At 70.1% G+C, this 22,725-nt stretch carries 20 protein-coding genes; 5 read left to right on the top strand and 15 right to left on the bottom strand.

Annotation, left to right across the window (positions count from 1 at the left end; translation table 11 throughout):
* The first annotated feature begins 79 nt into the window (after positions 1 to 79).
* Positions 80 to 712, top strand: a complete 633-nt coding sequence (locus RH864_RS03630; RefSeq protein ID WP_310516151.1) for an O-methyltransferase — start codon at positions 80 to 82, stop codon at positions 710 to 712.
* 79 nt (positions 713 to 791) lie between these two features.
* On the opposite strand, the gene RH864_RS03625 is transcribed toward RH864_RS03630, so the two are convergent.
* The 3 genes from RH864_RS03625 to dapE all read right to left on the bottom strand — a co-directional run bounded on the left by RH864_RS03625 (position 792) and on the right by dapE (position 3,454).
* Positions 792 to 965, bottom strand: a complete 174-nt coding sequence (locus RH864_RS03625; protein WP_067875042.1) for a DUF3117 domain-containing protein — start codon at positions 963 to 965, stop codon at positions 792 to 794.
* 95 nt (positions 966 to 1,060) lie between these two features.
* The gene (locus tag RH864_RS03620) at positions 1,061 to 2,305 is read right to left on the bottom strand and encodes a hypothetical protein (RefSeq protein ID WP_310516150.1); all 1,245 of its coding nucleotides are present in this window, start codon (positions 2,303 to 2,305) and stop codon (positions 1,061 to 1,063) included.
* Between the two features lie 24 nt (positions 2,306 to 2,329).
* Complete coding sequence (gene dapE, locus RH864_RS03615) at positions 2,330 to 3,454, bottom strand: succinyl-diaminopimelate desuccinylase (RefSeq protein WP_310516149.1); 1,125 nt, start codon at positions 3,452 to 3,454, stop codon at positions 2,330 to 2,332.
* Positions 3,455 to 3,721: 267 nt separating this feature from the next.
* On the opposite strand from dapE, the gene dapD reads away from it, so the two are divergent.
* Together dapD and RH864_RS03605 are read left to right on the top strand one after the other, a co-directional pair.
* Positions 3,722 to 4,684, top strand: coding sequence for a 2,3,4,5-tetrahydropyridine-2,6-dicarboxylate N-succinyltransferase (gene dapD, locus RH864_RS03610; RefSeq protein WP_310516148.1), 963 nt, complete (start codon positions 3,722 to 3,724; stop codon positions 4,682 to 4,684).
* Between the two features lie 150 nt (positions 4,685 to 4,834).
* On the top strand, positions 4,835 to 7,441 hold the full coding sequence (locus RH864_RS03605; protein WP_310516147.1) for a penicillin acylase family protein: 2,607 nt from the start codon (positions 4,835 to 4,837) through the stop codon (positions 7,439 to 7,441).
* Positions 7,442 to 7,564: 123 nt separating this feature from the next.
* Here RH864_RS03605 and RH864_RS03600 read toward each other — a convergent pair whose 3' ends face one another.
* From RH864_RS03600 to RH864_RS03580, 5 genes are all read right to left on the bottom strand, one after another.
* A complete protein-coding gene (locus tag RH864_RS03600) occupies positions 7,565 to 8,875 on the bottom strand; it encodes a citrate synthase (protein WP_396129939.1) in 1,311 nt (436 codons plus the stop codon).
* Positions 8,876 to 9,030: 155 nt separating this feature from the next.
* Positions 9,031 to 10,143 (bottom strand): succinyldiaminopimelate transaminase, encoded by a 1,113-nt coding sequence (gene dapC / locus RH864_RS03595; protein WP_310516146.1) that lies wholly within the window; start codon positions 10,141 to 10,143, stop codon positions 9,031 to 9,033.
* A 2-nt stretch (positions 10,144 to 10,145) separates the two neighbouring features.
* Positions 10,146 to 10,466, bottom strand: a complete 321-nt coding sequence (gene fdxA / locus RH864_RS03590; RefSeq protein WP_310516145.1) for a ferredoxin — start codon at positions 10,464 to 10,466, stop codon at positions 10,146 to 10,148.
* A 42-nt stretch (positions 10,467 to 10,508) separates the two neighbouring features.
* Complete coding sequence (locus RH864_RS03585) at positions 10,509 to 10,958, bottom strand: hypothetical protein (protein WP_310516144.1); 450 nt, start codon at positions 10,956 to 10,958, stop codon at positions 10,509 to 10,511.
* On the bottom strand, positions 10,955 to 11,407 hold the full coding sequence (locus RH864_RS03580) for a hypothetical protein (protein ID WP_310516143.1): 453 nt from the start codon (positions 11,405 to 11,407) through the stop codon (positions 10,955 to 10,957). The genes RH864_RS03585 and RH864_RS03580 overlap by 4 nt, the downstream gene beginning before the upstream one ends.
* Before the next feature lie 213 nt (positions 11,408 to 11,620).
* On the opposite strand from RH864_RS03580, the gene RH864_RS03575 reads away from it, so the two are divergent.
* Complete coding sequence (locus RH864_RS03575) at positions 11,621 to 12,415, top strand: enoyl-CoA hydratase/isomerase family protein (protein ID WP_310516142.1); 795 nt, start codon at positions 11,621 to 11,623, stop codon at positions 12,413 to 12,415.
* Positions 12,416 to 12,573: 158 nt separating this feature from the next.
* Here the strand turns inward: RH864_RS03575 and RH864_RS03570 are convergent, their stop codons facing one another.
* The 6 genes from RH864_RS03570 to RH864_RS03545 form a co-directional block, all read right to left on the bottom strand.
* Positions 12,574 to 13,251, bottom strand: a complete 678-nt coding sequence (locus tag RH864_RS03570) for a M23 family metallopeptidase (protein WP_310516141.1) — start codon at positions 13,249 to 13,251, stop codon at positions 12,574 to 12,576.
* Between the two features lie 380 nt (positions 13,252 to 13,631).
* Positions 13,632 to 15,536 carry a translational GTPase TypA gene (gene typA, locus RH864_RS03565; protein ID WP_310516140.1) on the bottom strand — a complete coding sequence of 635 codons (1,905 nt, stop codon included), beginning with the start codon at positions 15,534 to 15,536 and terminating at the stop codon, positions 13,632 to 13,634.
* A 222-nt stretch (positions 15,537 to 15,758) separates the two neighbouring features.
* Positions 15,759 to 17,525 carry an ABC transporter ATP-binding protein gene (locus tag RH864_RS03560; protein ID WP_310516139.1) on the bottom strand — a complete coding sequence of 589 codons (1,767 nt, stop codon included), beginning with the start codon at positions 17,523 to 17,525 and terminating at the stop codon, positions 15,759 to 15,761.
* Positions 17,522 to 18,475, bottom strand: a complete 954-nt coding sequence (locus RH864_RS03555) for an ABC transporter permease (protein ID WP_310516138.1) — start codon at positions 18,473 to 18,475, stop codon at positions 17,522 to 17,524. Before RH864_RS03555 ends, RH864_RS03560 begins: the two co-directional genes overlap by 4 nt.
* Positions 18,465 to 19,394, bottom strand: coding sequence for an ABC transporter permease (locus RH864_RS03550; RefSeq protein WP_310516137.1), 930 nt, complete (start codon positions 19,392 to 19,394; stop codon positions 18,465 to 18,467). Before RH864_RS03550 ends, RH864_RS03555 begins: the two co-directional genes overlap by 11 nt.
* A gap of 183 nt (positions 19,395 to 19,577) precedes the next feature.
* The gene (locus tag RH864_RS03545) at positions 19,578 to 21,197 is read right to left on the bottom strand and encodes a peptide ABC transporter substrate-binding protein (protein ID WP_310516136.1); all 1,620 of its coding nucleotides are present in this window, start codon (positions 21,195 to 21,197) and stop codon (positions 19,578 to 19,580) included.
* A 222-nt stretch (positions 21,198 to 21,419) separates the two neighbouring features.
* On the opposite strand from RH864_RS03545, the gene RH864_RS03540 reads away from it, so the two are divergent.
* Positions 21,420 to 22,229 (top strand): CPBP family intramembrane glutamic endopeptidase, encoded by an 810-nt coding sequence (locus tag RH864_RS03540; protein ID WP_310516135.1) that lies wholly within the window; start codon positions 21,420 to 21,422, stop codon positions 22,227 to 22,229.
* Here the strand turns inward: RH864_RS03540 and RH864_RS03535 are convergent.
* Positions 22,168 to 22,590, bottom strand: a complete 423-nt coding sequence (locus RH864_RS03535; RefSeq protein ID WP_310516134.1) for a hypothetical protein — start codon at positions 22,588 to 22,590, stop codon at positions 22,168 to 22,170. The two genes, RH864_RS03540 and RH864_RS03535, sit on opposite strands and share 62 nt — an antisense overlap.
* Positions 22,591 to 22,725 lie beyond the last annotated feature (135 nt).

Below are 22,725 nucleotides of genomic sequence, written 5' to 3'. Positions count from 1 at the left end.
GGGCAACGGCGGCGAGGCGCGCATCCGCCTCGCGCACTCGCCCGTATTCTTGGGGATTGAGCCGCAGGGGAGACGCCGAGTGTCCGAACACGACCTGAACTGGAAGTACGTCGACGAGTCCGTCGTCGAGCACGACGTGGTCGTGCGCGCACGGCAGCAGTCGCTCGAGCTCGGCGTCGAGCCCGTGTCCCCCGCGACGGCCGCGCAACTCGCGGTCCTCGCGGCGGCGACGCGCGCGGAGTCCATCATCGAAGTCGGCACGGGGCTCGGCGTGTCCGGGCTCTCGCTGCTGCTCGCCGCACGCGGCGCCATGCTCACCTCGATCGACACCGAGACCGAGTATCAGCAGCACGCGCGCCAGCACTTCGCCGACGCGGGCATCGCGCCGGCCCGGGTCCGGCTCATCGCCGGGCGCGCCGGCGAGGTCCTGCCGCGCATGAACGAGGCGTCCTACGACATCGTGTTCGTCGACGCCGACGCGGCGAACGTGATCGAGTACGTCGAGCACGGGCTGCGGCTCGCGAAGGCGAAGGGCAGCGTCATCGTCGCGCATGCGCTCTGGCGCGGGCGCGTCGCCGATCCGGCGAAGCGCGATGAGTCGGCGACCGCGTTCCGCACGCTGATCGCCGAGCTCCAGTCGTCGGCCGCGGTCGCGACGGCGATCTCGCCCGCTGGCGACGGGCTGCTGCAGATCGTCAAGCTGGGGGCGTGACGGCGCTGCAGGCGGATTCCGGCCGCTGAGACGCCGGTCGCCTGGGCCGGCAGCGCCGGCCCAGGCGATCGAGTGGACGTCAGGCGGGGTTCACGACGCCGCCGAGCACGTCGTAGAGCTCCTTGGCCTCAGCGTCGTTCACCGAGACGACGAGTCGTCCCCCGCCTTCGAGCGGTACCCGCACGATGATGAGGCGACCCTCCTTCACAGCCTCCATAGGCCCGTCTCCGGTGCGTGGCTTCATGGCCGCCATTGAGCTACCCCTTTCGTGGCTGAGCTTCCATTATCCCCCGCCGAACCGGAGGCGGGGAAATCACGGCAGCAAACTTCGGATGACGAGGTCGCGCATCACGGCGGTGTCCAGTCGCGTCCGATGATCGCCCAGCAGAGGACCAGCCAGCCGAACTGCAGCGCGAGCGACACCACGACGAACGTCCAGCGCACCCACGCCGATCGCGGGATGGCGAGCGCACCCGCGAGCGGGAACAGCGGCGCGAGCAGCCGGAACGTGCTCGACTGCGGGAAGAACACGGCCAGCAGGTATAGCGCGTAGCTCGCGAGCCAGAGCCGCAGGTCGATGCCGAGACGCTTGACCCAGGGCAGCATGAGCACCGCGGCGAACCCGATGACGAGCGCCACGACGACGACGGCACTGCCGATCGGTCCCATTGCGGGTCCGAGCCACCACTCGGCGCCTTGGAACCACGCGGTGAACGGGATGAGCTCGCCGTGCCCGAGATAGGCGGCCCGCCAGGCGAGCTCGGTGTCGAAGTAGGCCATCGGGTCGGCCGTCGCGATCCAGGCGATCGCGGGCCATGCGAGCCCCGCGAGCCCGGTGAACACGGCGACGGATGCCACGACGACCCGCTCCCGCACGGGGAACGGGTCCTCGTGCCGGCGCACGAATCGCACGATCCAGTGCAGCCCGAGCGTGAGCGCGAACGCGAGCGCACCCGGACGCGTGAACGCCCAGAGCGCGACGACGGGCACGAGCCATGCATACCGGCGCTCGACGAGCAGGAGCAGGGCGAGCGCCATCCAGAGGAGGGCGAGGGCCTCGGCGTAGCCGAACTGCATGATGGGCGCGACCGGCGCCACGCAGAACAGCACGACCGCGAACATCGCGCGGTCGGGTTCCAGGAAGCGCCGCATCAGGCGGTGGAACACGAGCGCCGCGCCGAGGCCCGCGAGCGTCGAGACCGCGACCGCGGCCACGTCCCAGCTGAGGCCGGTGAGCGTCAGCACGCGTACGAGCGCGGGATAGACCGGCAGGAAGGCCCACTGGTTCTCGGCGACGTGCCCGCCCGCGTCGAGCGGCAGCACCGACGGATAGCCGATCTGGGCGATGAGCGCATACCAGCGCGCGTCCCAGATGTTCGCGTACGTGAAGTACCCGGGCTGCGCGTCGGTCCAGCCGTTCGGGCCCTGCTGGTCGGCGAGCACGAGCACGAAGACCGTCGTGACGGCCCGCGCACCCGCGTAGATCAGCGCGACGCGCGCCCACCACGGCAGCACGCGCCACCGCACACGAGCTGACCAGCGATGCGCGCGGAACGGATCCCGCTCACGCGGCGGCGCGTCGGCGGCGGACACGGCGGGAGCCCCTGAGCCCGCCGATCAGGCCGCGCCGCGCGCTGTGCCCGCGGCGCCAGCGGCGCCCGTCAACCAGGTCCGAAGCGCGCGCTCGCACGAGAGGATCTGATCGGTCGCGACGCGCTCGTCGTCGGCGTGCGCCTTGAGCGGATCGCCGGGACCGAAGTTCACGGCGGGGATGCCCATCGCACTGAACCGGGCGACGTCGGTCCAGCCGTACTTCGGGTGGGCCTCGCCGCCGACGGCGGCGACGAACGCCTGCGCGAACTCGGCGTCGAGCCCCGGGCGCGCGCCCTCGGCCTCGTCGACGACCGTGAGCTCGTACTCGGGGAAGAGCCCGCTCACGATGGCGATCGCGTCGGCGACGGTGCGGCTGGGCGCGAACCGGTAGTTCACGTGCAGCATCGCCTCATCGGGGATGACGTTGCCCGCGATGCCGCCCGTCACGCCCACGGCGTTGAGCCCCTCGCGGTAGACGAGCCCGTCGACCTCGACGCTCTCGGCCTCGTAGGCCGCGAGCCGATCGAGCGCCGGGGCGAGCTTGTGGATGGCGTTCTCGCCCACCCAGCTGCGTGCCGAGTGCGCGCGCGTGCCGTACGAGCGCAGCTCGACGCGCAGGTTGCCGTTGCAGCCGCCCTCGACGCGTGCGTTCGACGGCTCGCCGAGGATCGCGAAGTCGCCCGCGAACAGGTCGGGCCGGTGGCGCGCGAGCCGGCCCAGGCCGTTCAGCTCGGCCGACACCTCCTCGTGGTCGTACCACATCCAGGTGATGTCGTAGACGGGTGCCACGAGCTCGAGCGCGAGCTTCAGCTGCACCGCGACGCCCGCCTTCATGTCGACCGTGCCGCGCCCCCACAGGTAGCGCTCGCCGTCGATGGTCTCGTACTTCGTGGGCAGGTTGCGGTTGACGGGCACGGTGTCGAGGTGCCCCGCGATCACGACCCGCCGCTCGCGGCCGAGGTTCGTCCGCGCGACGACCGTGTCGCCGTCGCGGATCAGCTCGAGGTGCGCGGCATCGGCGAGCGCCGCCACGATCGCGTCGGCGAGCGCGGCCTCGTGACCCGAGACGCTCGGGATGTCGCAGATCGCCTGCGTGATGGCGACGACGTCGGCGGTCAGATCGAGCACGGGCACGTTCTCTGCAGGCATGGCCGCCAGTCTACGGAACGGCGCTAACGCACCGAGTCGAGCGCCGAGAGGATCGCCTGGCCCAGTTCCTCGTCGCCGTCGTCGAGGTCCGGCCTCGTCACGGTCAGCGACGTGAACACGCCATCGATGCACTGCTGCCCGGTTCATGCGCCACAGCGGCAGCGGCCCGGAGCGTGCCCGGCGCGTGCCCGGAGCGGGGTCGCGAATGGTCGCTCGCACGCGCGCCGAGGGACCATTCGCGACCCCGTTCGGCTTTAAGCTTGGGGTATGCCCTCGAACGACGCCGCCTCCTCCCCTGCCCGCCTCGCCTGGGGCCACGGCCTCGCCACGATCGCATCCGACGGCACCGTGCTCGACACCTGGTACCCGGCGCCAGCGCTCGGCGCACGCCCGGCCGATGCGGCGCCGCTCGACGACGCGGTGCTCGCGCTCGCGGGCGTCGACGAGCGCCGTGCGGTCACGGTCGAGCCGGTCACGGTCGAGGTCGACCTCGACGCGGCCCCGGCGGGCACCTCCGACGCCTACCTGCGCCTGCACGCGCTCTCGCACCTGCTCGTGCGCCCGAACGAGGTCAACCTCGACGGCGTCTTCGGGCACCTGCCGAACGTGGCCTGGACCAATGCCGGCCCCGTGCGCCCGGCCGACTTCGACCACCTGCGTCCCGTGCTGCAGCGTGCGGGGATCCACGTGACCGGGCTCGACAAGTTCCCGCGGCTGCTCGACTACGTGACGCCCGAGCGCGTGCGGGTCGCGGATGCCTCGCGCGTGCGCCTCGGCGCGCACCTCGCGCCGGGCACCACGGTCATGCACGAGGGCTTCGTGAACTTCAACGCCGGCACCCTCGGCGCGTCCATGGTCGAGGGCCGCATCTCGCAGGGCGTCGTCGTCGGCGACGGGTCGGACATCGGCGGTGGGGCGTCGATCATGGGCACGCTCTCCGGCGGCGGCACCCAGCGGGTCGCGATCGGCGAGCGTGCGCTGCTCGGCGCGAACTCGGGGATCGGGATCTCGATCGGCGACGACACCATCGTCGAGGCCGGGCTGTACGTCACGGCGGGCACCAAGGTCGCGGTCGTCGGCGCCACCGGCGAGGCACCCCGCATCGTGAAGGCCGCCGAGCTCTCGGGCCTGCCGAACCTGCTCTTCCGCCGCAATTCCCTGAACGGCCAGGTCGAGGTGCTCGAACGCTCGGGCGCGGGCGTCACCCTCAACACCGCGCTGCACGCGTAGCCGCCGCTGGTCGAGTAGCGAGCGAGGAACGAGCGCGCGTATCGAGACCCCGCCACCAGCTCTCCCTACTCGACCAACGGTCGGCGCGCGCGTAGTACGGTGGATTTCCCCTGAACACGGAGAACACCGAGCGATCACGAGGGAGTGACCGTGGGCACCGATGCGCCGAGAACCGGCGGGCGACGCTGGCTGACGTTCCTGGTCTGGCTGCTCATCGCCGTCCTCGTGCTCGTGGCCGTCGCCGCGGGCCTCGGCTGGTGGACGGTGCAGCGATCGTTCCCCACCACGTCCGGCGAGCTCGAGGTCGCCGGGCTCACCGAGCCGGTCACGGTCACACGCGATGACGCCGGCATCCCGAGCATCGTCGCCGAGAACGACCACGACCTGTTCTTCGCGCAGGGCTTCGTGCACGCGCAGGACCGGTTCTGGGAGATGGACTTCCGCCGGCACGTGACCGCGGGCCGGCTCGCCGAGCTGTTCGGCGAGTCGCAGGTGCCGACCGATGCGTTCATCCGCACGCTGAATTGGCGCGGCGTCGCCGAGGTCGAGTACGGCATGCTCGACGAGACCAGCCGCGCGTACTACGACGCGTACGCGGACGGCGTGAACGCCTACCTCGGGCAGCGCGGCGGCGCCGACCTGTCGCTCGAGTACGCGGTCCTCGCCCTCCAGAACCCCGGGTACTCCCCCGACCCCTGGAGCGCCGTCGACTCGATCGCGTGGCTCAAGGCTATGGCGTGGGATCTCCGTTCGAACCTCGAGGACGAGGTCGACCGTGCGATCCTCGCCACCGCCCTGCCGCCCGAGCAGGTGGCGTTCCTGCACCCGGGGTTCGCATGGGGTGAGATGCCCACGATCATCGGCGCTTCGCCCGTAGCGGCGCCGGCCACGGTCGACGACCCCACCCCGATCGACGGACCGGCACCCGCCGAGGCATCCGCCCAGCCCGAGGCATCCGCCCAGCCCGAGGCATCCGCCCAGCCCGAGGCATCCGCCCTGGCCGCGCTCCGCGCGAGCCTCGACGCCGTGCCCGAGCTGCTCGGGCCGGCCGGCAACGGGATCGGGTCGAACTCGTGGGTGGTCGCCGGCTCACTGACCGACACCGGGCTGCCGCTGCTCGCGAACGACCCGCACCTCGGCGCATCCATGCCGTCGGTGTGGACGCAGATGGGTCTCGCATGCCGCGAGATCGACGCCGACTGCACGTTCGACGTCGCGGGCTACACGTTCTCGGGGCTGCCCGGCGTGATCATCGGGCACAACGACCGCATCACCTGGGGCTTCACGAACCTCGGCCCCGACGTCGCCGACCTGTTCCTCGAACGTGTCGGCGCCGACACGTACGAGCTCGACGGCGTGCAGGTCCCGCTCGAGCTCCGCGAGGAGCGCATCGAGGTCGCGGGCGGCGACCCGCAGACCATCACCGTCCGCTCGACGGCCCGCGGCCCGCTCGTGACCGATCTCGGCGGGCTCTACGAGGGCGTCGCGGGCACGTATCCCGCCGCGGCCGGCATCGACACCGGCGGCGGCGACGTCGCGCTCTCGCTGCAGTGGACGGCGCTCAGCCCGGGCACCACGCCCCAGGCCGTGTTCGCGATGAACCGGGCCGCGGACTGGGCGCAGTTCCGCGCCGCGGCGTCGCTCTTCGACGTGCCGGCCCAGAACCTCGTGTACGCCGACGTGGACGGCAACATCGGCTACCAGGCCCCCGGCGACATCCCGGTCCGGCTCTCGGGCGACGGCACCGTCCCGCTGCCCGGCTGGACGAGCGCGAACGGGTGGGCGGGCACCCTCCCGTTCGAGCAGCTGCCGAGCGAGCTGAACCCCGCCCGCGGGTACATCGTCACCGCCAACAACGCGGTCGAGGCCGACGGCCCGATGCTCACCATGGACTGGGACCTCGGCTACCGCGCGCGAGCCATCGAACGCCGCATGGAGGCCCTCGTCGCGAGCGGCGCGCCGATCACCGTCGACGACCTGGCCGACATCCAGCTCGACACCGCCGACGCGAACGCCGAGGCGCTGCTTCCCGTGATCGAGGCGCTCGCGCTCGAGGGCGACGCCGCCCGCGGCCAGGAGCTGCTCGCCGGCTGGAACGCCCGCGCCGACGTCGACAGCGCCGAGGCGGCCTACTTCGCGGTCTTCTGGCGCAACCTCCTGGAGTGCATGTTCGACGGGCTGCCCGAGGGCACGAAGCCGACCGGCGGTGACCGCTGGATCGCCGTCGTCGGCCGGCTCCTCGACGAACCCGACTCGGCGTGGTGGAGCGACGCCGACACCGGGGCATCCGGTCGCGACGCGGTGCTCGCCGCCGCGCTCGAGGATGCCTGGGCCGAGGCGAGCGACCGCCTGGGCGACGACCCGTCGCGCTGGCGCTGGGGACGCCTGCACACGCTGACCCTCACGAATCAGAGCTTCGGCGAATCGGGCATCTCGGTGATCGAGTGGCTGTTCAATCGCGGCCCCTACGAGGTGGGCGGCGGATCGGCCATCCCGAACGCCATGAGCTGGGATGCGCAGGAGGGGTACGGCGTGAGCTGGGTGCCGTCGATGCGCATGATCGTCGACCTCGCCGACTATGACCGATCGCGCTGGATCAACCTGACCGGGGCCTCGGGGCACGCGTTCCACCCGCACTATGCGGATCAGACGCCCAAGTGGCAGCACGGCGAGCTCATCGACTGGCCGTACACGCGCGAGGCCGTGGCGGAGGCCGCACGGGACACGCTGGTGCTCACTCCAGCGCTGGTCGAGTAGCGCAGCGTATCGAGACCGCGCCGGGGACCTCGAGACCGGGTCACCGGGTCTCGATACGGCGCTGGCGCGCCTACTCGACCAGCGCGCGGGCGCTGGCGGGCCTACTCGACCAGCGCGTGGGCGCTATCGCCGCGGCAGGTGCCGCTCGGGCTCGCCCGTGTACAGCTGCTGCGGGCGGCCGATCTTGGTCTGCGGGTCGGTGTTCATCTCACGCCAGTGCGCGATCCAGCCGGGCAGCCGGCCGATCGCGAAGAGCACCGTGAACATACGCGTCGGGAAGCCCATGGCCTTGTAGATGACGCCCGTGTAGAAGTCGACGTTCGGGTAGAGCTTGCGCTCCTTGAAGTAGTCGTCTTCCAGCGCGAACTGCTCGAGCTCCTTGGCGATGTCGAGCAGCGGATCGCTGATGCCGAGGCCCTCCAGCACCGAGTCGGCCGACTGCTTCACGATCTTCGCGCGCGGGTCGTAGTTCTTGTAGACGCGGTGCCCGAAGCCCATGAGCTTCACGCCGTCTTCCTTGTTCTTGACCCGCTCGACGAACTTGCCGACACCCTCGCCCGACTCCTGGATGCGCGCGAGCATCTGCAGCACGGCCTCGTTCGCGCCGCCGTGCAGCGGGCCCGAGAGGGCCTGGATGCCGGCCGAGATCGAGGCGTAGAGGTTGGCGCCGGTCGAGCCGACGAGGCGCACGGTCGAGGTCGAGGCGTTCTGCTCGTGGTCCTCGTGCAGGATGAGCAGCCGGTCGAGCGCCTTCGCGAGGACCGGGTCGATCTCGTACGGCTCGGCCATGTTGCCGAAGTTGAGACGCAAGAAGTTCTCGACGAACGAGAGCGAGTTGTCGGGATAGAGGAAGGCCTGCCCGATGCTCTTCTTGTGCGCGTAGGCGGCGATGACCGGGAGCTTGGCGAGCAGCCTGATGCTCGTGAGCTCGACGTGGTCGGGGTCGTGCGGGTCGGACGAGTCCTCGTAGTAGGTCGAGAGGGCCGCGACCGCGCTCGACAGCACGGCCATCGGGTGCGCGGTGTGCGGCAGCGCCGAGAAGAAGCGCTTGAGGTCCTCGTGCAGCAGGGTGTGGCGGCGGATCTTCTCGTCGAACTCGCCCAGCTCGTCGGCCGTGGGCAGCTGGCCGTACATGAGCAGCCAGGCGACCTCGAGGTAGGTCGAGTGCTCCGCGAGCTCCTCGATCGGGTAGCCGCGATAGCGGAGGATGCCCTGCTCGCCGTCGATGTAGGTGATCGCCGAGCGCGTGGAGGCGGTGTTGACGAATCCGTAGTCGAGTCCCGTGAACCGGGTCTGGCGGGTCAGCGTCGACAGGTCGAGGCTCGAGGCCCCGTCGACGGACTGACGGATCGGGAACTCGGCCGTGCCGCCCGGGAAGTTCAGCGTCGCGGACGCGGTCGCCTGCCCGGTCGCGGGGTTCTGGACGTCGCTCACGGCGCCTCCTGTGATCGTCACTCTCGCGGTCACCTTCTCCTACCGGGCGCCGGGTGGCGCCATCGGCCCACTACAGCCTAGACGCGCCCGCGGCACACTGTGACATCCGTCAATGCACACGGCATGACGTTGCAGCAGTCCGACAACGCCACCGGTCACGCGTGCGTCGCGCGCAGGCGCTCGGCGGCGGATGCCACGCGCTCATCGGTCGCCGTCAGCGAGAGCCGCACGTGGTCGGGGAAATGCACGCCGTAGAAGTGGCCCGGCCCGGCGACGATGCCGAGGTCGGCCAGCCGGCCGATCGACTCCCATGCATCGCGGCCCTCGGTCACCCAGAGGTACAGGCCGGCCTCGCTGTGGTCCACGCGGAAGCCCGCAGCCTCGAGCGCGGGCTTCAGCACGTCGCGGCGGGCGCGATACCGCGCCTTCTGCGCCCGCACGTGCTCGTCGTCGCCGAGCGCGACCGTCATCGCCGCCTGGAGCGGCGCCGGCAGCATCAGGCCCGCGTGCTTTCGTGCCGTGGTGAGCCGCGCGATGGACTCGGCGCACCCGGCGACGAACGCGGCCCGGTAGCCGGCCAGATTGGACTGCTTCGAGAGCGAGTAGATCGCGAGCGTCCGGTCGAGGTCGCCGTCGGTCACGCGAGGGTCGAGCAGGCTCGGCGCCGGGGCATCCGCCCACTCGCCCTCCCAGCCGAGCTCGGCGTAGCACTCGTCGCCCACGATCCAGGCGCCGAGCTCGCGCGCGCGAGCGCGCGCCGCGCGCAGCTCGCCGATGCCGAGCACCCGGCCGTCGGGGTTGCCGGGGCTGTTGAGCCAGATCAGCCGGGTCGCCTCGGGCCACTCCGCCGGGTCGTCGGCCGCGAACGCCGTCGCCCCCGCGAACACCGCGCCCATCTCATACGTGGGATACGCGGCGCGCGGATGCGCGACGACGTCGCCCTCGCCGAGCCCGAGGAGGAACGGCAACAGCGCCACGAGCTCCTTCGAGCCGATCGTCGGCAGCACCTGGGCCGTGCTGAGCCCCGGAACCCCGCGGCGGCGGGCGAACCAGTCGACGATCGCCTCGCGAAGGGCGGGCGTGCCGATCGTCGTGGGATAGGCGTGCGCATCCGTCGCCGAGGCGAGCGCGTCGCGGATGAGGTCGGGCGTCGGGTCGACCGGCGAGCCGATCGACAGGTCGACCACGCCGCCGGGATGCGCCTCAGCGCGCGCGCGGTACGGCGTCATGAGGTCCCACGGGTAGTCGGGAAGGGCGCCGAGCCCCACCGTCAGTGACCCTGCGGCGGAAGCGCCGCGATGATCGGGTGGTCCTTCGGGATGACGCCGATCTTCGCCGCGCCGCCCGGCGAGCCCACATCGTCGAAGAACTCCACATTGGCCTTGTAGTAGTCGGCCCACTGGTCGGGCAGGTCGTCTTCGTAGTAGATCGCCTCGACGGGGCACACCGGCTCGCACGCCCCGCAGTCGACGCACTCGTCGGGGTGGATGTACAGCGAACGCTCGCCCTCGTAGATGCAGTCGACGGGACACTCGTCGATGCAGGCGCGGTCTTTCACGTCGACACACGGAAGAGCGATGACGTAGGTCACGGTCGGGGCGATCCCTTCGAGGAGCTGCGGGTGCAGTTCAGTCTATGACGCGTGCGACTGGGTCGTGGCCGAGGCCAGGACACCGGCGCGCGCGGTCGGCCCGCCGCGGCGGAACGCGCTCGACGACGGCCACGCGACGACGAACACCGAGATCACGGCCGGACCGACGGCCCAGATCGTGCCGATCAGGGTGCCCGGCACCAGGATGGAACCGCCGACCCCCGGCAGCGTGAGCAGCGCCACGATGCCGATCACGCCGAGCGCCGCCGCGCCCGCCGCGAGCCGCCCGGCGAGCAGCCGGAGGCCGATGAGCAGCGCCGTCACGCCCGCGAGCGCCGCCACGAGGCCCCACGGGATCGTGACCTCGCCGATCCTGAGCACGTGCCGGTGGCCGATCGTGCCGAGGGCGCCGAAGACCACGCCGATGAAGAACGCGACGATCGCGAACACCCAGGAGGTCCGCGGGGGCGCGGCCGCGGAGTCGGTGCTCACGGGTTCACCGGCGTGACGGTGTACATGACGGCCTGGTCGTCGCCCGACAGCAGCACGAGGTAGGTGCCGTTCGAGAAGATCGACGCACCGAGGTCGACGCCCTCGAACGCCTTCTCGGGGACGAATCCGCCCGCCTCGAGCGCGGCGGTCGCCGCGGCGATGGCGTCGGCCGATTCGGGATCGATCGTGACGATCCAGCCCTCGGCGCCGCCGCTGCCGGCCGAGAACGAGATCTCGCCCTCGACGAGCGGCACCTCGGCCGGGAAGCCAGCCGGAAGCTCGCCGCCCAGGCTGACGTCGCCGCCGGTCGTGCTCTCGATCGCGTCTTCCGCCTGCTGGCCCACGAAGTCTTGCACCGGGCCGGGCGTGCACCCGGCGAACGCCGCAACGGCGACCCCGGCTGCGACGAGGGCGGCCACGACACGGACGGGCTGGCGGGTGGGGCGCATGCGTCGAAGTGTACCGCCGGCACCTGAGCGACCCCCGTCGGTCGAGGAGCGAGCGCCAGCGAGCGTATCGAGACCCGCTGCGCCGTTCTCGAGACCGTATCGCCCGGTCTCGATACGCGCTGCTCCTTCGTCGCTCGCGACTCGACCAGCGAGTGCGTCGTCGCGCGATAGCGTGAACCGAGGACGACCGGGTAATCGAAGGGATCGATGAGGATGACTGACGAGCACACCGCACCCGTGAGAATCGAGCGCGAAGGCGGGGTCGCGACCGTGACCGTCGACCGGCCGAAGGCGCTCAACGCCCTGTCCCGCGAGGTGCTCGAGGCGCTCATCGCAGCCTTCGAGGACCTCGCCGCCGAGGGCGCGGCGGTGCGCGGCGTGATCCTCACCGGGGCGGGCGGCCGCGCGTTCGTGGCGGGCGCCGACATCCGCGCCATGTCCGAGCTTCCCGGCACGGACGCCGCGGATTTCGCGCGGCTCGGTCAGGCCGCGGCAGCCGCGATCGAGGCGTTCCCGGCGCCCGTGATCGCCGCGGTCGACGGCTTCGCGCTGGGCGGCGGGCTCGAGGTCGCGATGGCCTGCGACCTGATCTACGCGACGGATGCCTCGGCCTTCGGCCAGCCCGAGGTGCACCTGGGGCTCATCCCGGGATTCGGGGGCACCGTGCGACTCCCCCGGCTCGTCGGACCCGCGCTCGCGCGCGAGCTCATCTACACGGGCCGACGCATCGGCGCCGAGGAGGCGGTGGCCGCGGGGCTCGTGGCCAGACGATTCCCCGACCGGGAGGCGCTGCTCGCCGGCGCGCGTGAGACGCTCGACGCCGTCGCCGCGAACTCCTGGACGGCGGTCGGACTCGCCAAGCGGGTGCTCACCGACGCGGCGGGCACGCCGACCGAGCGCGCGAGCGCCCTCGAGATCGAGGGGTTCGAGGAGGCCTTCGGCTCGGACGACATGCGCGAGGGCGTCGCCGCGTTCCTCGAGAAGCGCGAGCCGGACTTCAGCGCCTGACGGCCGTCGACTTCTCCTCGCCGCGCCAACTCAGGAAGATCGCCACGACACACCGCCGCACTGCGCGCGCCACGCCGCGCATCGCGGTGATCTTCCTGAACAGCGAATGGGTCGAGTCGTCGAGTCGTCGAGTCGTGGGGTCGTCGGGTCAGCGGGGGTCAGCCGAGCCGGGCGTGCAGCCAGGCGAAGCCGTCGAACCGCACGCCGTCGGCGCCGAACATCTCGAGGTGCAGGTGCGGCCCGGTGGACTGGCCGGTGCTGCCGACGAGGCCGACCTGCTGACCCGCGACGACCTGCTGGCCGACCGACACGGCGAGCGAGCCGTACTGCATGTGCGCGTACGAGCTCGTGATGAGCTGGCCGTCGATGTTGTGCTGCACCTCGACGTTCACGCCGAGCCCGCCGCCGCTCTCGGTCGCGAGCACGACCACACCGTCGGCGATGGACATGACCGGCGTTCCCGCACCCGGGTTGAAGTCGACGCCGTCGTGGTTCGTCGAGCAGCCGCCGCACGGAGCGGAGCGCGGACCGAAGCCGTCGCTCGTGCGCGACGGGTCGAGCACGGGCCACACGACCACGTCGGTGTTCGTGATCGGCACCGCGCCGACGCTCGCGACCTCGGAGATGATGGGCGGCGGCGCCGCCTCGACCGAGTAGGCCTCGGCCGGCACGGCCGTGGGCGTGGCGTCGCTGTCGACCGTGATCTGCTGCGGTGCCGCGACGATCTCATCGTGCACGGCGGGCGCGTAGACGCTCTCGACCGGGCCGGAAGCCGTCGCGGACACCGCGATCGCGGGCACGCTCGTCGCGAGCAGCAGCCCACCGGCGAAGGTCATCGCGAGGGTGGGCAGCACCGCGCGTGCGGTGCGGCGGGTTGGGCGGGCAGGGATGGAGGGGGCGGCCGCTCGGCGGCCACGCGGGCTGAAGCTCATGTATGCAGGGGGGAGGGGGGTTGGGTTCCGCCTCGGCCTGTAGGGATACGCGGGAAACGGCACGCGCAGGTCACGATGCGGTAACGGACCATGTCACGGTACGGGGCTCCCCTGGCAAGAACCTCACCGGTTCTTGAGGATTTCATCAATGCGGATGAATGAACCGAGGCCGTTGGTCGAGTAGTGAGCGCCAGCGAGCGTATCGAGCCCCGGCGGGCCGGTCCGTCGACCGCCGGGTCTCGATACGCGTGCTCGTCCCTCGCTCGCTACTCGACCGGCGAAGCTCAGCCCTGCTTCTTGAGCCGCGACGCGGCCCGGGCGCGTGCCGTCGCGTCGAGCTCGACCTTGCGGATGCGCACCTTCTCGGGCGTGACCTCGACGCACTCGTCCTCGCGCGCGAACTCGAGGCACTCCTCGAGCGTGAGCTGCCGGGACGGCGTCATCGACTCGAAAGTGTCGGCCGTCGACGAACGCATGTTCGTGAGCTTCTTCTCCTTCGTGATGTTCACGTCCATGTCGTCGTTGCGCGAGTTCTCGCCGATGACCATGCCCTCGTAGACCTCTTCGGTGGGGTTCACGAAGAACGTCATGCGCTCCTGCAGCGCGATGATCGCGAACGGCGTCACGACACCCGCACGGTCGGCCACGATCGATCCGTTGTTGCGCGTCGTGATGACGCCCGCCCACTCGTCGTAACCGTGCGAGATCGCGTTCGCGATGCCTGTGCCGCGCGTGATCGTGAGGAACTCGGTGCGGAACCCGATGAGCCCGCGGCTCGGCACGATGAACTCCATGCGCACCCAGCCCGTGCCGTGGTTCGCCATGTTGTCCATGCGGCCCTTGCGCGCGGCGAGCAGCTGCGTGATCGCGCCGAGGTACTCTTCGGGCGCGTCGATCGTGAGGTGCTCGTACGGCTCGTGCACCTTGCCGTCGACGGTCTTGGTGACCACCTGGGGCTTGCCCACGGTCAGCTCGAAGCCCTCGCGGCGCATCTGCTCGACGAGGATCGCGAGCGCGAGCTCGCCGCGGCCCTGCACCTCCCACGCGTCGGGCCGCCCGATGTCGACCACCTTGAGCGAGACGTTGCCGATGAGCTCGCGGTCGAGCCGGTCCTTGACCATGCGCGCGGTGAGCTTGTGACCCTTCACCTTGCCGACGATGGGCGAGGTGTTCGTGCCGATCGTCATCGAGATCGCGGGGTCGTCGACATGGATCGCGGGCAGCGGCTGCACGTCGTCGGGGTCCGCGAGCGTCTCGCCGATCGTGATGTCTTCGATACCGGCGACGGCGATGATGTCGCCGGGGCCCGCGTCCTCGGCGGGGAACCGCTCGAGCGCCTTCGTCTTCAGCAGCTCGGTGATGCGCACGTTCGAGTGCGATCCGTCGTGACGCACCCAGGCGACCGTCTGGCCCTTCTTGATGGTCCCGTTGAACACGCGCAGCAGCGCGAGCCGGCCGAGGAACGGCGACGCGTCGAGGTTCGTGACCCACGCCTGCAGCGGGGCCTCGTCGTCGTAGGTGGGTGCGGGGACGTGCTCGAGGATCGCGGCGAACAGCGGCTCGAGGTCTTCGCTGTCGGGCAGCTGGCCGTTCTCGGGCTTGTTCGTCGACGCCCGGCCCGCCTTGCCCGAGGCGTACACGACGGGCACGTCGAGGATGGCGTCGAGGTCGAGGTCCGGGACGTCGTCGGCCATGTCGGATGCGAGCCCGAGCAGCAGGTCCTGGCTCTCGGCCACGACCTCGTCGATGCGCGCGTCGGGACGGTCGGTCTTGTTGACCAGGAGGATCACGGGCAGGCGTGCCTCGAGTGCCTTGCGCAGCACGAACCGGGTCTGCGGCAGCGGCCCCTCGGACGCGTCGACGAGCAGCACGACGCCGTCGACCATCGACAGACCCCGCTCGACCTCGCCGCCGAAGTCGGCGTGGCCCGGGGTGTCGATCACGTTGATGGTGACGGAGCCGCCGTTCGCGTGCGCACCGCGGTACTCGACCGCGGTGTTCTTCGCGAGGATCGTGATGCCCTTCTCGCGCTCGAGCTCATTCGAGTCCATCGCGCGCTCGTCGACGTGCGCGTGCTCGGCGAATGAGTGCGTCTGCTTGAGCATGGCGTCGACGAGCGTGGTCTTGCCGTGGTCGACGTGGGCGACGATCGCGACGTTGCGCAGGTCGTTGCGGGTGGCCTTGGCCATGAGATGAGGTCCTTGCGTGAGGCGGCGCCACGGCACGCGGAACGCGCTGCGCGGCGGGAGGTCTGGAGAGACGCGCACCGGACCAGTGTGATGGGACCTGGGGGCGCACGCCTCAGCCAGTGTACCGGTTGGCGGCGCGTGCCCGCCGCTCGCGGGGTACACCACGAGACGACGGATGCCTCGGCCGCAGTGTGCGGCCGAGGCATCCGTTCGCGTGGGGCGCTACGCGCCCAGCTTGAGGTTCGCGCCCGGGATCGCGGCGAGCAGGTCCCGGGTGTACTGCTGCTTCGGCGTCTCGAACACCTCGTCGGTGCTCGCAGCCTCCACGATCTTGCCCTTCTGCATGACGCACACCTGATCCGCGATCACGCGGACGACCGCGAGGTCGTGCGTGATGAACAGGTACGTCAGATCGAGCTCGGCCTGCAGGTCGGCGAGCAGGCGCAGGATCTGGGCCTGCACGAGCACGTCGAGCGCCGAGACCGCCTCGTCGAGCACCAGGATCTCGGGCTTCAGCGCGAGGGCACGGGCGATCGCGATGCGCTGACGCTGGCCTCCCGAGAGCTCGTTCGGGTAGCGGCCGGCGAGCGAGCGCGGCAGCGAGACCTGATCGAGCAGCTCGAACACCCGCTCACGGCGCGACGCGCGCGTGCCCACACTGTGCGTGGACAGCGGCTCGCCGATCGTGTTGCCGATGTTGCGCAGCGGGTTCAGCGACCCGTACGGGTCCTGGAAGACCGGCTGCATGCGGGAGCGCAGGTCGAACAGCTCTTTGCCGGTCACGCTCGCGAGGTCCTTGCCACCGACCACGATCTTGCCCGACGTGGCGCTCTCGAGCTTCAGCAGCATCTTCGCGACGGTCGACTTGCCGGAACCCGACTCGCCCACGAGCGCGGTCGTCGTGCCCTTGGGGATCTGGAAGGAGACCTGGTCGACCGCGGTGAAGTCGCCCGAGCCGCGGATCTTGAAGACCTTGGTCAGGTCTTCGACCACGATCGCGGGCGGCTGGTCCGCCGCGCTCTCCAGCGCCTCGGCGCGCGCCTCAGCCGTCGCGATCAGGTCGATCGCATCGCCGGCGGCCGACTCGGCGTCGGCGCCCATCGACTGCTCGGCCGCGTGGATGCTGCCCGTGGCCTGGATGCGGCGGGATGCGAGGCTCGGCGCGGCCGCGACGAGCCGCTGCGTATACGGGTGCTGCGGATTCTCGAGGATCTGGCGCGACGGCCCCGACTCGACGACCCGGCCCTTGTACATGACGACGAGCTGCTCGGCGCGCTCGGCCGCGAGGCCGAGGTCGTGCGTGATGAACAGCAGCGTCGTGCCGAGCTCACGCGTCAGCGACTCGAGGTGGTCGAGGATGACGCGCTGCACCGTCACATCGAGGGCCGACGTCGGCTCATCGGCGATGAGCAGCTGCGGGTCGGCGGCGAGGCCCATGCCGATCAGCACGCGCTGGCGCATGCCGCCCGAGAACTGATGCGGGAACTGCTTGAGGCGGCGGTCGGCGTCGTGCAGACCGGCCTGCTTCAGCACCTCGATCGCACGCTTCTTGACCTCTTTGCGCCCCGTGGCGATGCCATTGGCGCGGATGCCCTCCTCGACCTGGAAGCCGATCGACCACACGGGGTTGAGGTTCGACATGGGGTCTTGAGGGACGAAGCCGATCTTGCGCCCGCGGACGGACTCCATCTCTTTCTTGGACGCCTTCGTGAGGTCCTGCCCGTCGAGCAGGATCTGGCCGCCCGTGATGCGACCGCTGCCCGGCAGCAGGTTGATGATCGCGTGCGCGGTGGTCGACTTGCCGGAGCCCGACTCACCGACGATCGCGAGGCTCTGCCCGCGGTAGAGCGTGATGTTCACGCCGTTCACCGCGCTGACCATGCCGGTCTGCGTCTTGAACCCGACCTCGAGGTCCTTGATCTCGAGGAGCGGCCGCTCGCCGGTCGCGGAGTCGTGCTGCATGTTGGTTCCGATCGTGGTCTCGCTCATCGACGGGCCCTCGCCTTCGGGTCGAGCGCGTCGCGGACGACCTCGCCCAGCATGATGAACGCGAGCACCGTCACCGAGAGCGCGATCGACGGCAGGATGAGCGTCTGCGGCGCCGTGCGCAGATCGACCTGCGCCTGGGCGATGTCGTTGCCCCAGGACATGGTCGATGACGGCAGGCCGACACCGAGGAAGGACAGCGTCGCCTCCGCGACGATCGCCGAGGCCAGCGAGATCGTCGTGATCACGATCACCGGCGCGATCGAGTTCGGCAGGACGTGCCGCAGCAGGATGCGGAAGCGCGAGACGCCCAGCGCCGTCGCGGCCATGACGAAGTCCGAGTTCTTCACCCTGAGGATCTCGGCCCTGAGCACACGCGCCGTCGCCGGCCACGCGAACAGGCCGATCGCGAGGGAGATCACCCAGACGTTCCGGTACGCCGAGAGGACCGACATGACGACGACCGCGGCGAGGATGTAGGGGATCGAGAAGAAGATGTCGCCCACGCGCGAGAGCACCGAGTCGATCCAGCCGCCGTAGAAGCCGGCCAGCGCGCCGAACAGGATGCCGAGGAACGCGACGAGGAACGTCACGATGAGCCCGACCGAGAGCGACGTGGAGGTGCCGTGGATGATGCGCGAGTAGATGTCGCAGCCCTGCTTGGTGAACCCGAGCGGGTGCCCCTCGGTCGGACCGCCGTTGCTGTTGGCCAGGAGGCAGTCGTTGTTCGGCGGCGTCTGCGTGAACCAGCCCGGGAACAGCGCCACGATCACGACGATCAGGATCAGCACCGAGGAGATCCAGAACATCGGGCGCTTGCGCACGTCGTTCCAGGCGTCGCGCCACAGGTTGGACGGCTTCCCGTCGGCCTTGACCGCGTCGATCGCGACGAGCGGCGTCTCTTCGACCGGGGCGACGAAATGGCCCTGGTCGGATCTGGTCTTACTTGACATAGCGGATCCTCGGGTCGAGAACGGCGTAGAACAGATCCACCAGCAGGTTCACCACGAGGTAGATCAGGACCATGACGGTCACGAAGGACACGACGGTCGGCCCTTCGCCCCGGATGATCGCCTGGTACAGGGTGCGGCCCACGCCGGGCACGTTGAAGATGCCCTCGGTGACGGTCGCGCCGACCATGAGCACGCCGAAGTCCACGGCGAGGTACGTCACGACCGGGATCAGCGAGTTGCGCAGGATGTGCACCGGGATGATCCGGCCGCGCGAGAGCCCCTTGCTCGCGGCCGTGCGCACGAAGTCCTGCCCGTCGGTGTCGATGACGGACGCCCGTGTCAGTCGGACGATCTGCGCGAAGCTGATCGTCGCGAGCACCAGGGCGGGCAGGATCAAGTCTTGGATCGGTGCTCCGGCTCCGACGGTCGTTCTGAACCAGCCGAGTTGGATGCCGAAGAGCCACTGCGCGACGAACGCGATCACGAAGATCGGCAGCGAGATCAGGATCAGGCTGACCACGAGCGCGCTCGCGTCGAAGATGCCGCCCTTGCGCAGGCCCGAGATGAGGCCGATCGTGACGCCGGCGACCATCTCGAAGAAGACGGCCAGCAGCGCGAGCTGCAGCGTCACGGGGAACGTGCGGGCGAGGATGTCGGTGACCGGCTCACCCGAGAAGGAGACCCCGAAGTCACCGCGGAAGATCCCGCCGAGGAAGAGCAGGTACTGGACGATGAACGGCTGATCGAGGTTGTACCGCTCGCGCAGCTGCTCGATGACCTGGGGCGGCGGCTGCTTGTCTCCGAAGAGGGCCGCGATGGGATCGCCGGGCATGGCGAACACCATGAAGTAGATCAGGAATGTGGTGCCGAGCAGTACAGGGATCGCCTGCAGGATTCGGCGGAGAATATAGCCGGCCATGGATCAGGCCCGGCGTTCCGAGTTGGATGGCATGGAAAACCTCACGGTTGGAGAAGCCCCCCTCGAGAAATGCTACGCGAGCACGCACGGTGGTTGGGCACGTGGGTGTGGGGCGGCAGTCCGATCGGACTGCCGCCCCACGGGCGCCTCAGAGTGTAACCCCGAGGTGGCCGAGAACGAGAATTACTCGCTCTTGGTGATCTCGTGGAACAGCGGCACCGAGTTCCAGCCGAACTCGACGTTGCTGAGGTTCGAGTTCCACGCGCCGAGCGCCGCGGTGTTCCAGAGCGGGATCACGGGGAGGTCCTCGAACAGGATCGCCTCGGCCTCCTGGAACTTCTCGATGCCGGCCTCGGGCGTCGCGGCGCCGAGCCCCTCGGCGAGCAGCGCGTCGAACGCCGGGTTCGAGTAGTCGCCGTCGTTGGAGGCGGCACCCGTGCCGAACAGCGGGCCGAGCCAGTTGTACAGCGCGGGGTAGTCGGCCTGCCAGCCGGCACGCGTCGCGATGGTGTTCTGGTTGGTCGTGATCAGGTCACGGAACTCGGCGAACGTCGGGTAGGGGGTGCCCACCGCGTCGATGCCGAGGTTGTTCTTCAGCTGGTTGGCGACCGCGTCGACCCAGCCCTGGTTCGGGCCGTCGGCGTTGTAGCCGATCTCGAGGGTGCCGGACCACGGCGAGATCGCGTCGGCCTGGGCCCAGAGCGCAGCAGCCTCTTCGGGGTTGAACTCCAGCACCTCGGAGCCCGGGATGTCCTCGGAGAAGCCCTCGATGACGGGCGACGAGAAGTCCTTCGCGGGGATGCGGCTGCCCGAGAAGATCACGTCGGTGACCTCTTCGCGGTCGATCGCCATCGAGACGGCGGCACGACGGAGCTTGCCCTCGTCACCGGCGAAGTGCGGCATGCGGTCCTGCGGGAAGGTGAGCGTCGCGTTGAGCGCGGCGGCCTGGTTGACCGAGCCGTCGAACTCGTCCTGGAACGAGGTGAGCGCCGAGTCGGGGATCTCGTCGACCATGTCGAGGTTGCCGCCCTGGAGGTCGGCGTACGACGCGTCGGCCGAGGCGTAGAAGCGCATGTCGATGCCGCCGTTCTGCGGCTCGCGGGGCCCGTCGTAGTCGGGGTTCGCGACGAGCTTGATGCCCTCGTTGTGCTTCCAGGCACCCTCGCCCTCGAGCATGTACGGGCCGTTGCCGATCGGGTCCTCGCCGAACGCCTCCATGTCCTCGTACGCCACCGACGGCATCGGCATGTACGCCGAGTAGCCGAGTCGCAGCGGGAAGTCGGACTCGGGCTGCATCAGCTTGACCGTGAAGGTCGTGTCGTCGACCACCACGAGGCCGGACATGGCCTCGACGTTCTCGTCGGCGCTGTAACCCTCGATCGAGTTGAAGAAGTAGCTGGCGAACTGTGCGTTGTCGAGCGCGGCACCGTAGTTCCAGGCGTCGACGAACGACTGCGCGGTGACCGGCTCGTCGTTGGTGAAGGTCAGGCCGTCGCGGATCGTGATCGTGTAGTTCTGCGAGTCTTCGGTCTCGATCGACTCGGCGACGTCGTTGACCGCGGTGCCGTCGGCCTCGTAGGCGATCAGGCCGGCGAAGATCGAGTCGACGATCTTGCCGCCGCCGACCTCGTTGGTGTTCGTCGGGACCAGCGGGTTCTGCGGCTCGGTGTTGTTCACCGAGATGATGGCCGAGTCGCTGGCGGCGCCGGTCGACTCGGGCGAGCCGCTCGCGCAGCCGGTCAGCACGAGCGCGCCGGCCGCTGCCAGAGCAATGGCGGCGACGCCGATTCTCTTGGTCTTCAATTTTCCTCCTGTGGATTCGCGCTGGGCAGCACGGCTTGTGGCCGGGCCCGCGCATAGTGCTAGCAGCCTAAGAATCGGGTTGGGGCGAAGCAAACCGGAACGCAAACTGTTATCGACGCGAAATCTAGACCCCGTTATGGGGCTTGTTTTTTGCGCACCTGAGCAGATTCCTTGCGTCTCGCGCTCACCTGTGGGGATTTCCGCGCGTGCGAAGATCGGTGCATGCTTCACGCGCAGGATCACGGCGATCGAGACGGGCCGCCACCCGAGGCTTCGGCCTCACGGTTGCGGCTCGAAGTGGCGATCGTACTCGCCCTGTCGCTCGGCGCCTCCGCGGTCTATTCGCTCGTGTCGATCGTGGCGCGGCTGACCGACGAACGCCCCCTCTCGCAGCAGTCCGCGGCGATCAACCAGTCCCGTTCGAGCCGCGAATGGCTGGACTTCACGTATCAGTTCCTCGACGTGGTGTTCGGCCTGGCCGTCGTCGCGCTCGTCCTGTATCTGCTCTGGCGGCCCGACCGGAGCCCGTTCCGCCGCATCGGCTTCGACCTCACGCGACCGGGCCGCGACCTCGCGGCCGGCGTCGGGCTCGTCCTCGTCATCGGCGTGCCAGGGCTCGCGCTGTACGCGGCCGGCCGCGCGCTCGGGATCACCGTCGCGGTCGTCCCGTCGCCGATCGACACCCACTGGTGGACGATCCCCATCCTGGTGCTCGCGGCCCTCAAGGCGGCCCTCACCGAAGAGCTCATCGTGGTCGGCTATCTCTTCACGAGGTTGCGCGAGCTCGGCGTCGGCCCGTGGGCGACGATCGTGTCGAGCGCGCTGCTCCGCGGCACCTACCACCTGTATCAGGGCATCGGCCCGTTCGCGGGCAACGTGGCGATGGGCATCGTGTTCGGCTGGTGCTACCACCGGTGGGGGCGGACCATGCCGCTCGTCATCGCGCACTGGATCCTCGACATGGTCTCCTTCATCGGGTACCCGCTCGCGCTCGGATGGTGGCCCGAGCTCTTCGCGCCGCCCGCCGGCTGAGCGGGACGTGCGCACGGCCCGCGAGGGCCGTGACCGTCGGCGGCATCGGCGGCAACGCCTCCTCGGGCGGCTCGACCCTGACGTCGGCGTCGGACGCCCGGATCATGGCCATGTCGAGCGACGAGCGCCGGCTCGGCATGCACACCGCCGGGAACGCCTCGTCGCCGAACACTCCGATGTAGGACAGGTCGTGCAACGTCTGCGCCCGTCGCAGGGCGGCGGCGCCGGCGGGATCTCGTCGTTCCAGCAGCTGCGCACGCCGCTCGAGCGAGAGCCCGCCCGAGGCGAGCACCGAGCACCCGACGAACACGCCCGCGAACCCGAGTGTCGCGAGGCCGGCCAGCAGATCGATCGTGGACATGCGATGGCCCCCAATCCGAGAGACCCTCAGTGTACGCCCGGAGCGACGCTGCGGGACCGCTCGGTTCCGGCCGTCCTCGCCCGAGAGCACGGTGGAGGAATCCGGCCGCCCCCGGCCGGCATGACTGAAGGAACC

The sequence above is a fragment of the Agromyces aerolatus genome (genome assembly GCF_031432255.1).
Lineage (GTDB): Bacteria > Actinomycetota > Actinomycetes > Actinomycetales > Microbacteriaceae > Agromyces.
This window is presented reverse-complemented; position numbering and strand designations above follow the sequence as displayed.

Excerpts from the sequence above, each read along its gene's own strand:
- typA (WP_310516140.1), bottom strand. The coding sequence starts at position 15,536 with ATGGCCAAGGCCACCCGCAACGACCTGCGCAACGTCGCGATCGTCGCC.
- RH864_RS03555 (WP_310516138.1), bottom strand. The coding sequence starts at position 18,475 with ATGTCAAGTAAGACCAGATCCGACCAGGGCCATTTCGTCGCCCCGGTC.
- RH864_RS03570 (WP_310516141.1), bottom strand. The coding sequence starts at position 13,251 with ATGACCTTCGCCGGTGGGCTGCTGCTCGCGACGAGCGTGCCCGCGATC.
- dapD (WP_310516148.1), top strand. The coding sequence starts at position 3,722 with ATGCCCTCGAACGACGCCGCCTCCTCCCCTGCCCGCCTCGCCTGGGGC.
- RH864_RS03560 (WP_310516139.1), bottom strand. The coding sequence starts at position 17,525 with ATGAGCGAGACCACGATCGGAACCAACATGCAGCACGACTCCGCGACC.
- RH864_RS03625 (WP_067875042.1), bottom strand. The coding sequence starts at position 965 with ATGGCGGCCATGAAGCCACGCACCGGAGACGGGCCTATGGAGGCTGTG.
- RH864_RS03535 (WP_310516134.1), bottom strand. The coding sequence starts at position 22,590 with ATGTCCACGATCGATCTGCTGGCCGGCCTCGCGACACTCGGGTTCGCG.
- RH864_RS03575 (WP_310516142.1), top strand. The coding sequence starts at position 11,621 with ATGACTGACGAGCACACCGCACCCGTGAGAATCGAGCGCGAAGGCGGG.
- RH864_RS03580 (WP_310516143.1), bottom strand. The coding sequence starts at position 11,407 with ATGCGCCCCACCCGCCAGCCCGTCCGTGTCGTGGCCGCCCTCGTCGCA.
- dapE (WP_310516149.1), bottom strand. The coding sequence starts at position 3,454 with ATGCCTGCAGAGAACGTGCCCGTGCTCGATCTGACCGCCGACGTCGTC.
- RH864_RS03540 (WP_310516135.1), top strand. The coding sequence starts at position 21,420 with ATGCTTCACGCGCAGGATCACGGCGATCGAGACGGGCCGCCACCCGAG.
- RH864_RS03550 (WP_310516137.1), bottom strand. The coding sequence starts at position 19,394 with ATGGCCGGCTATATTCTCCGCCGAATCCTGCAGGCGATCCCTGTACTG.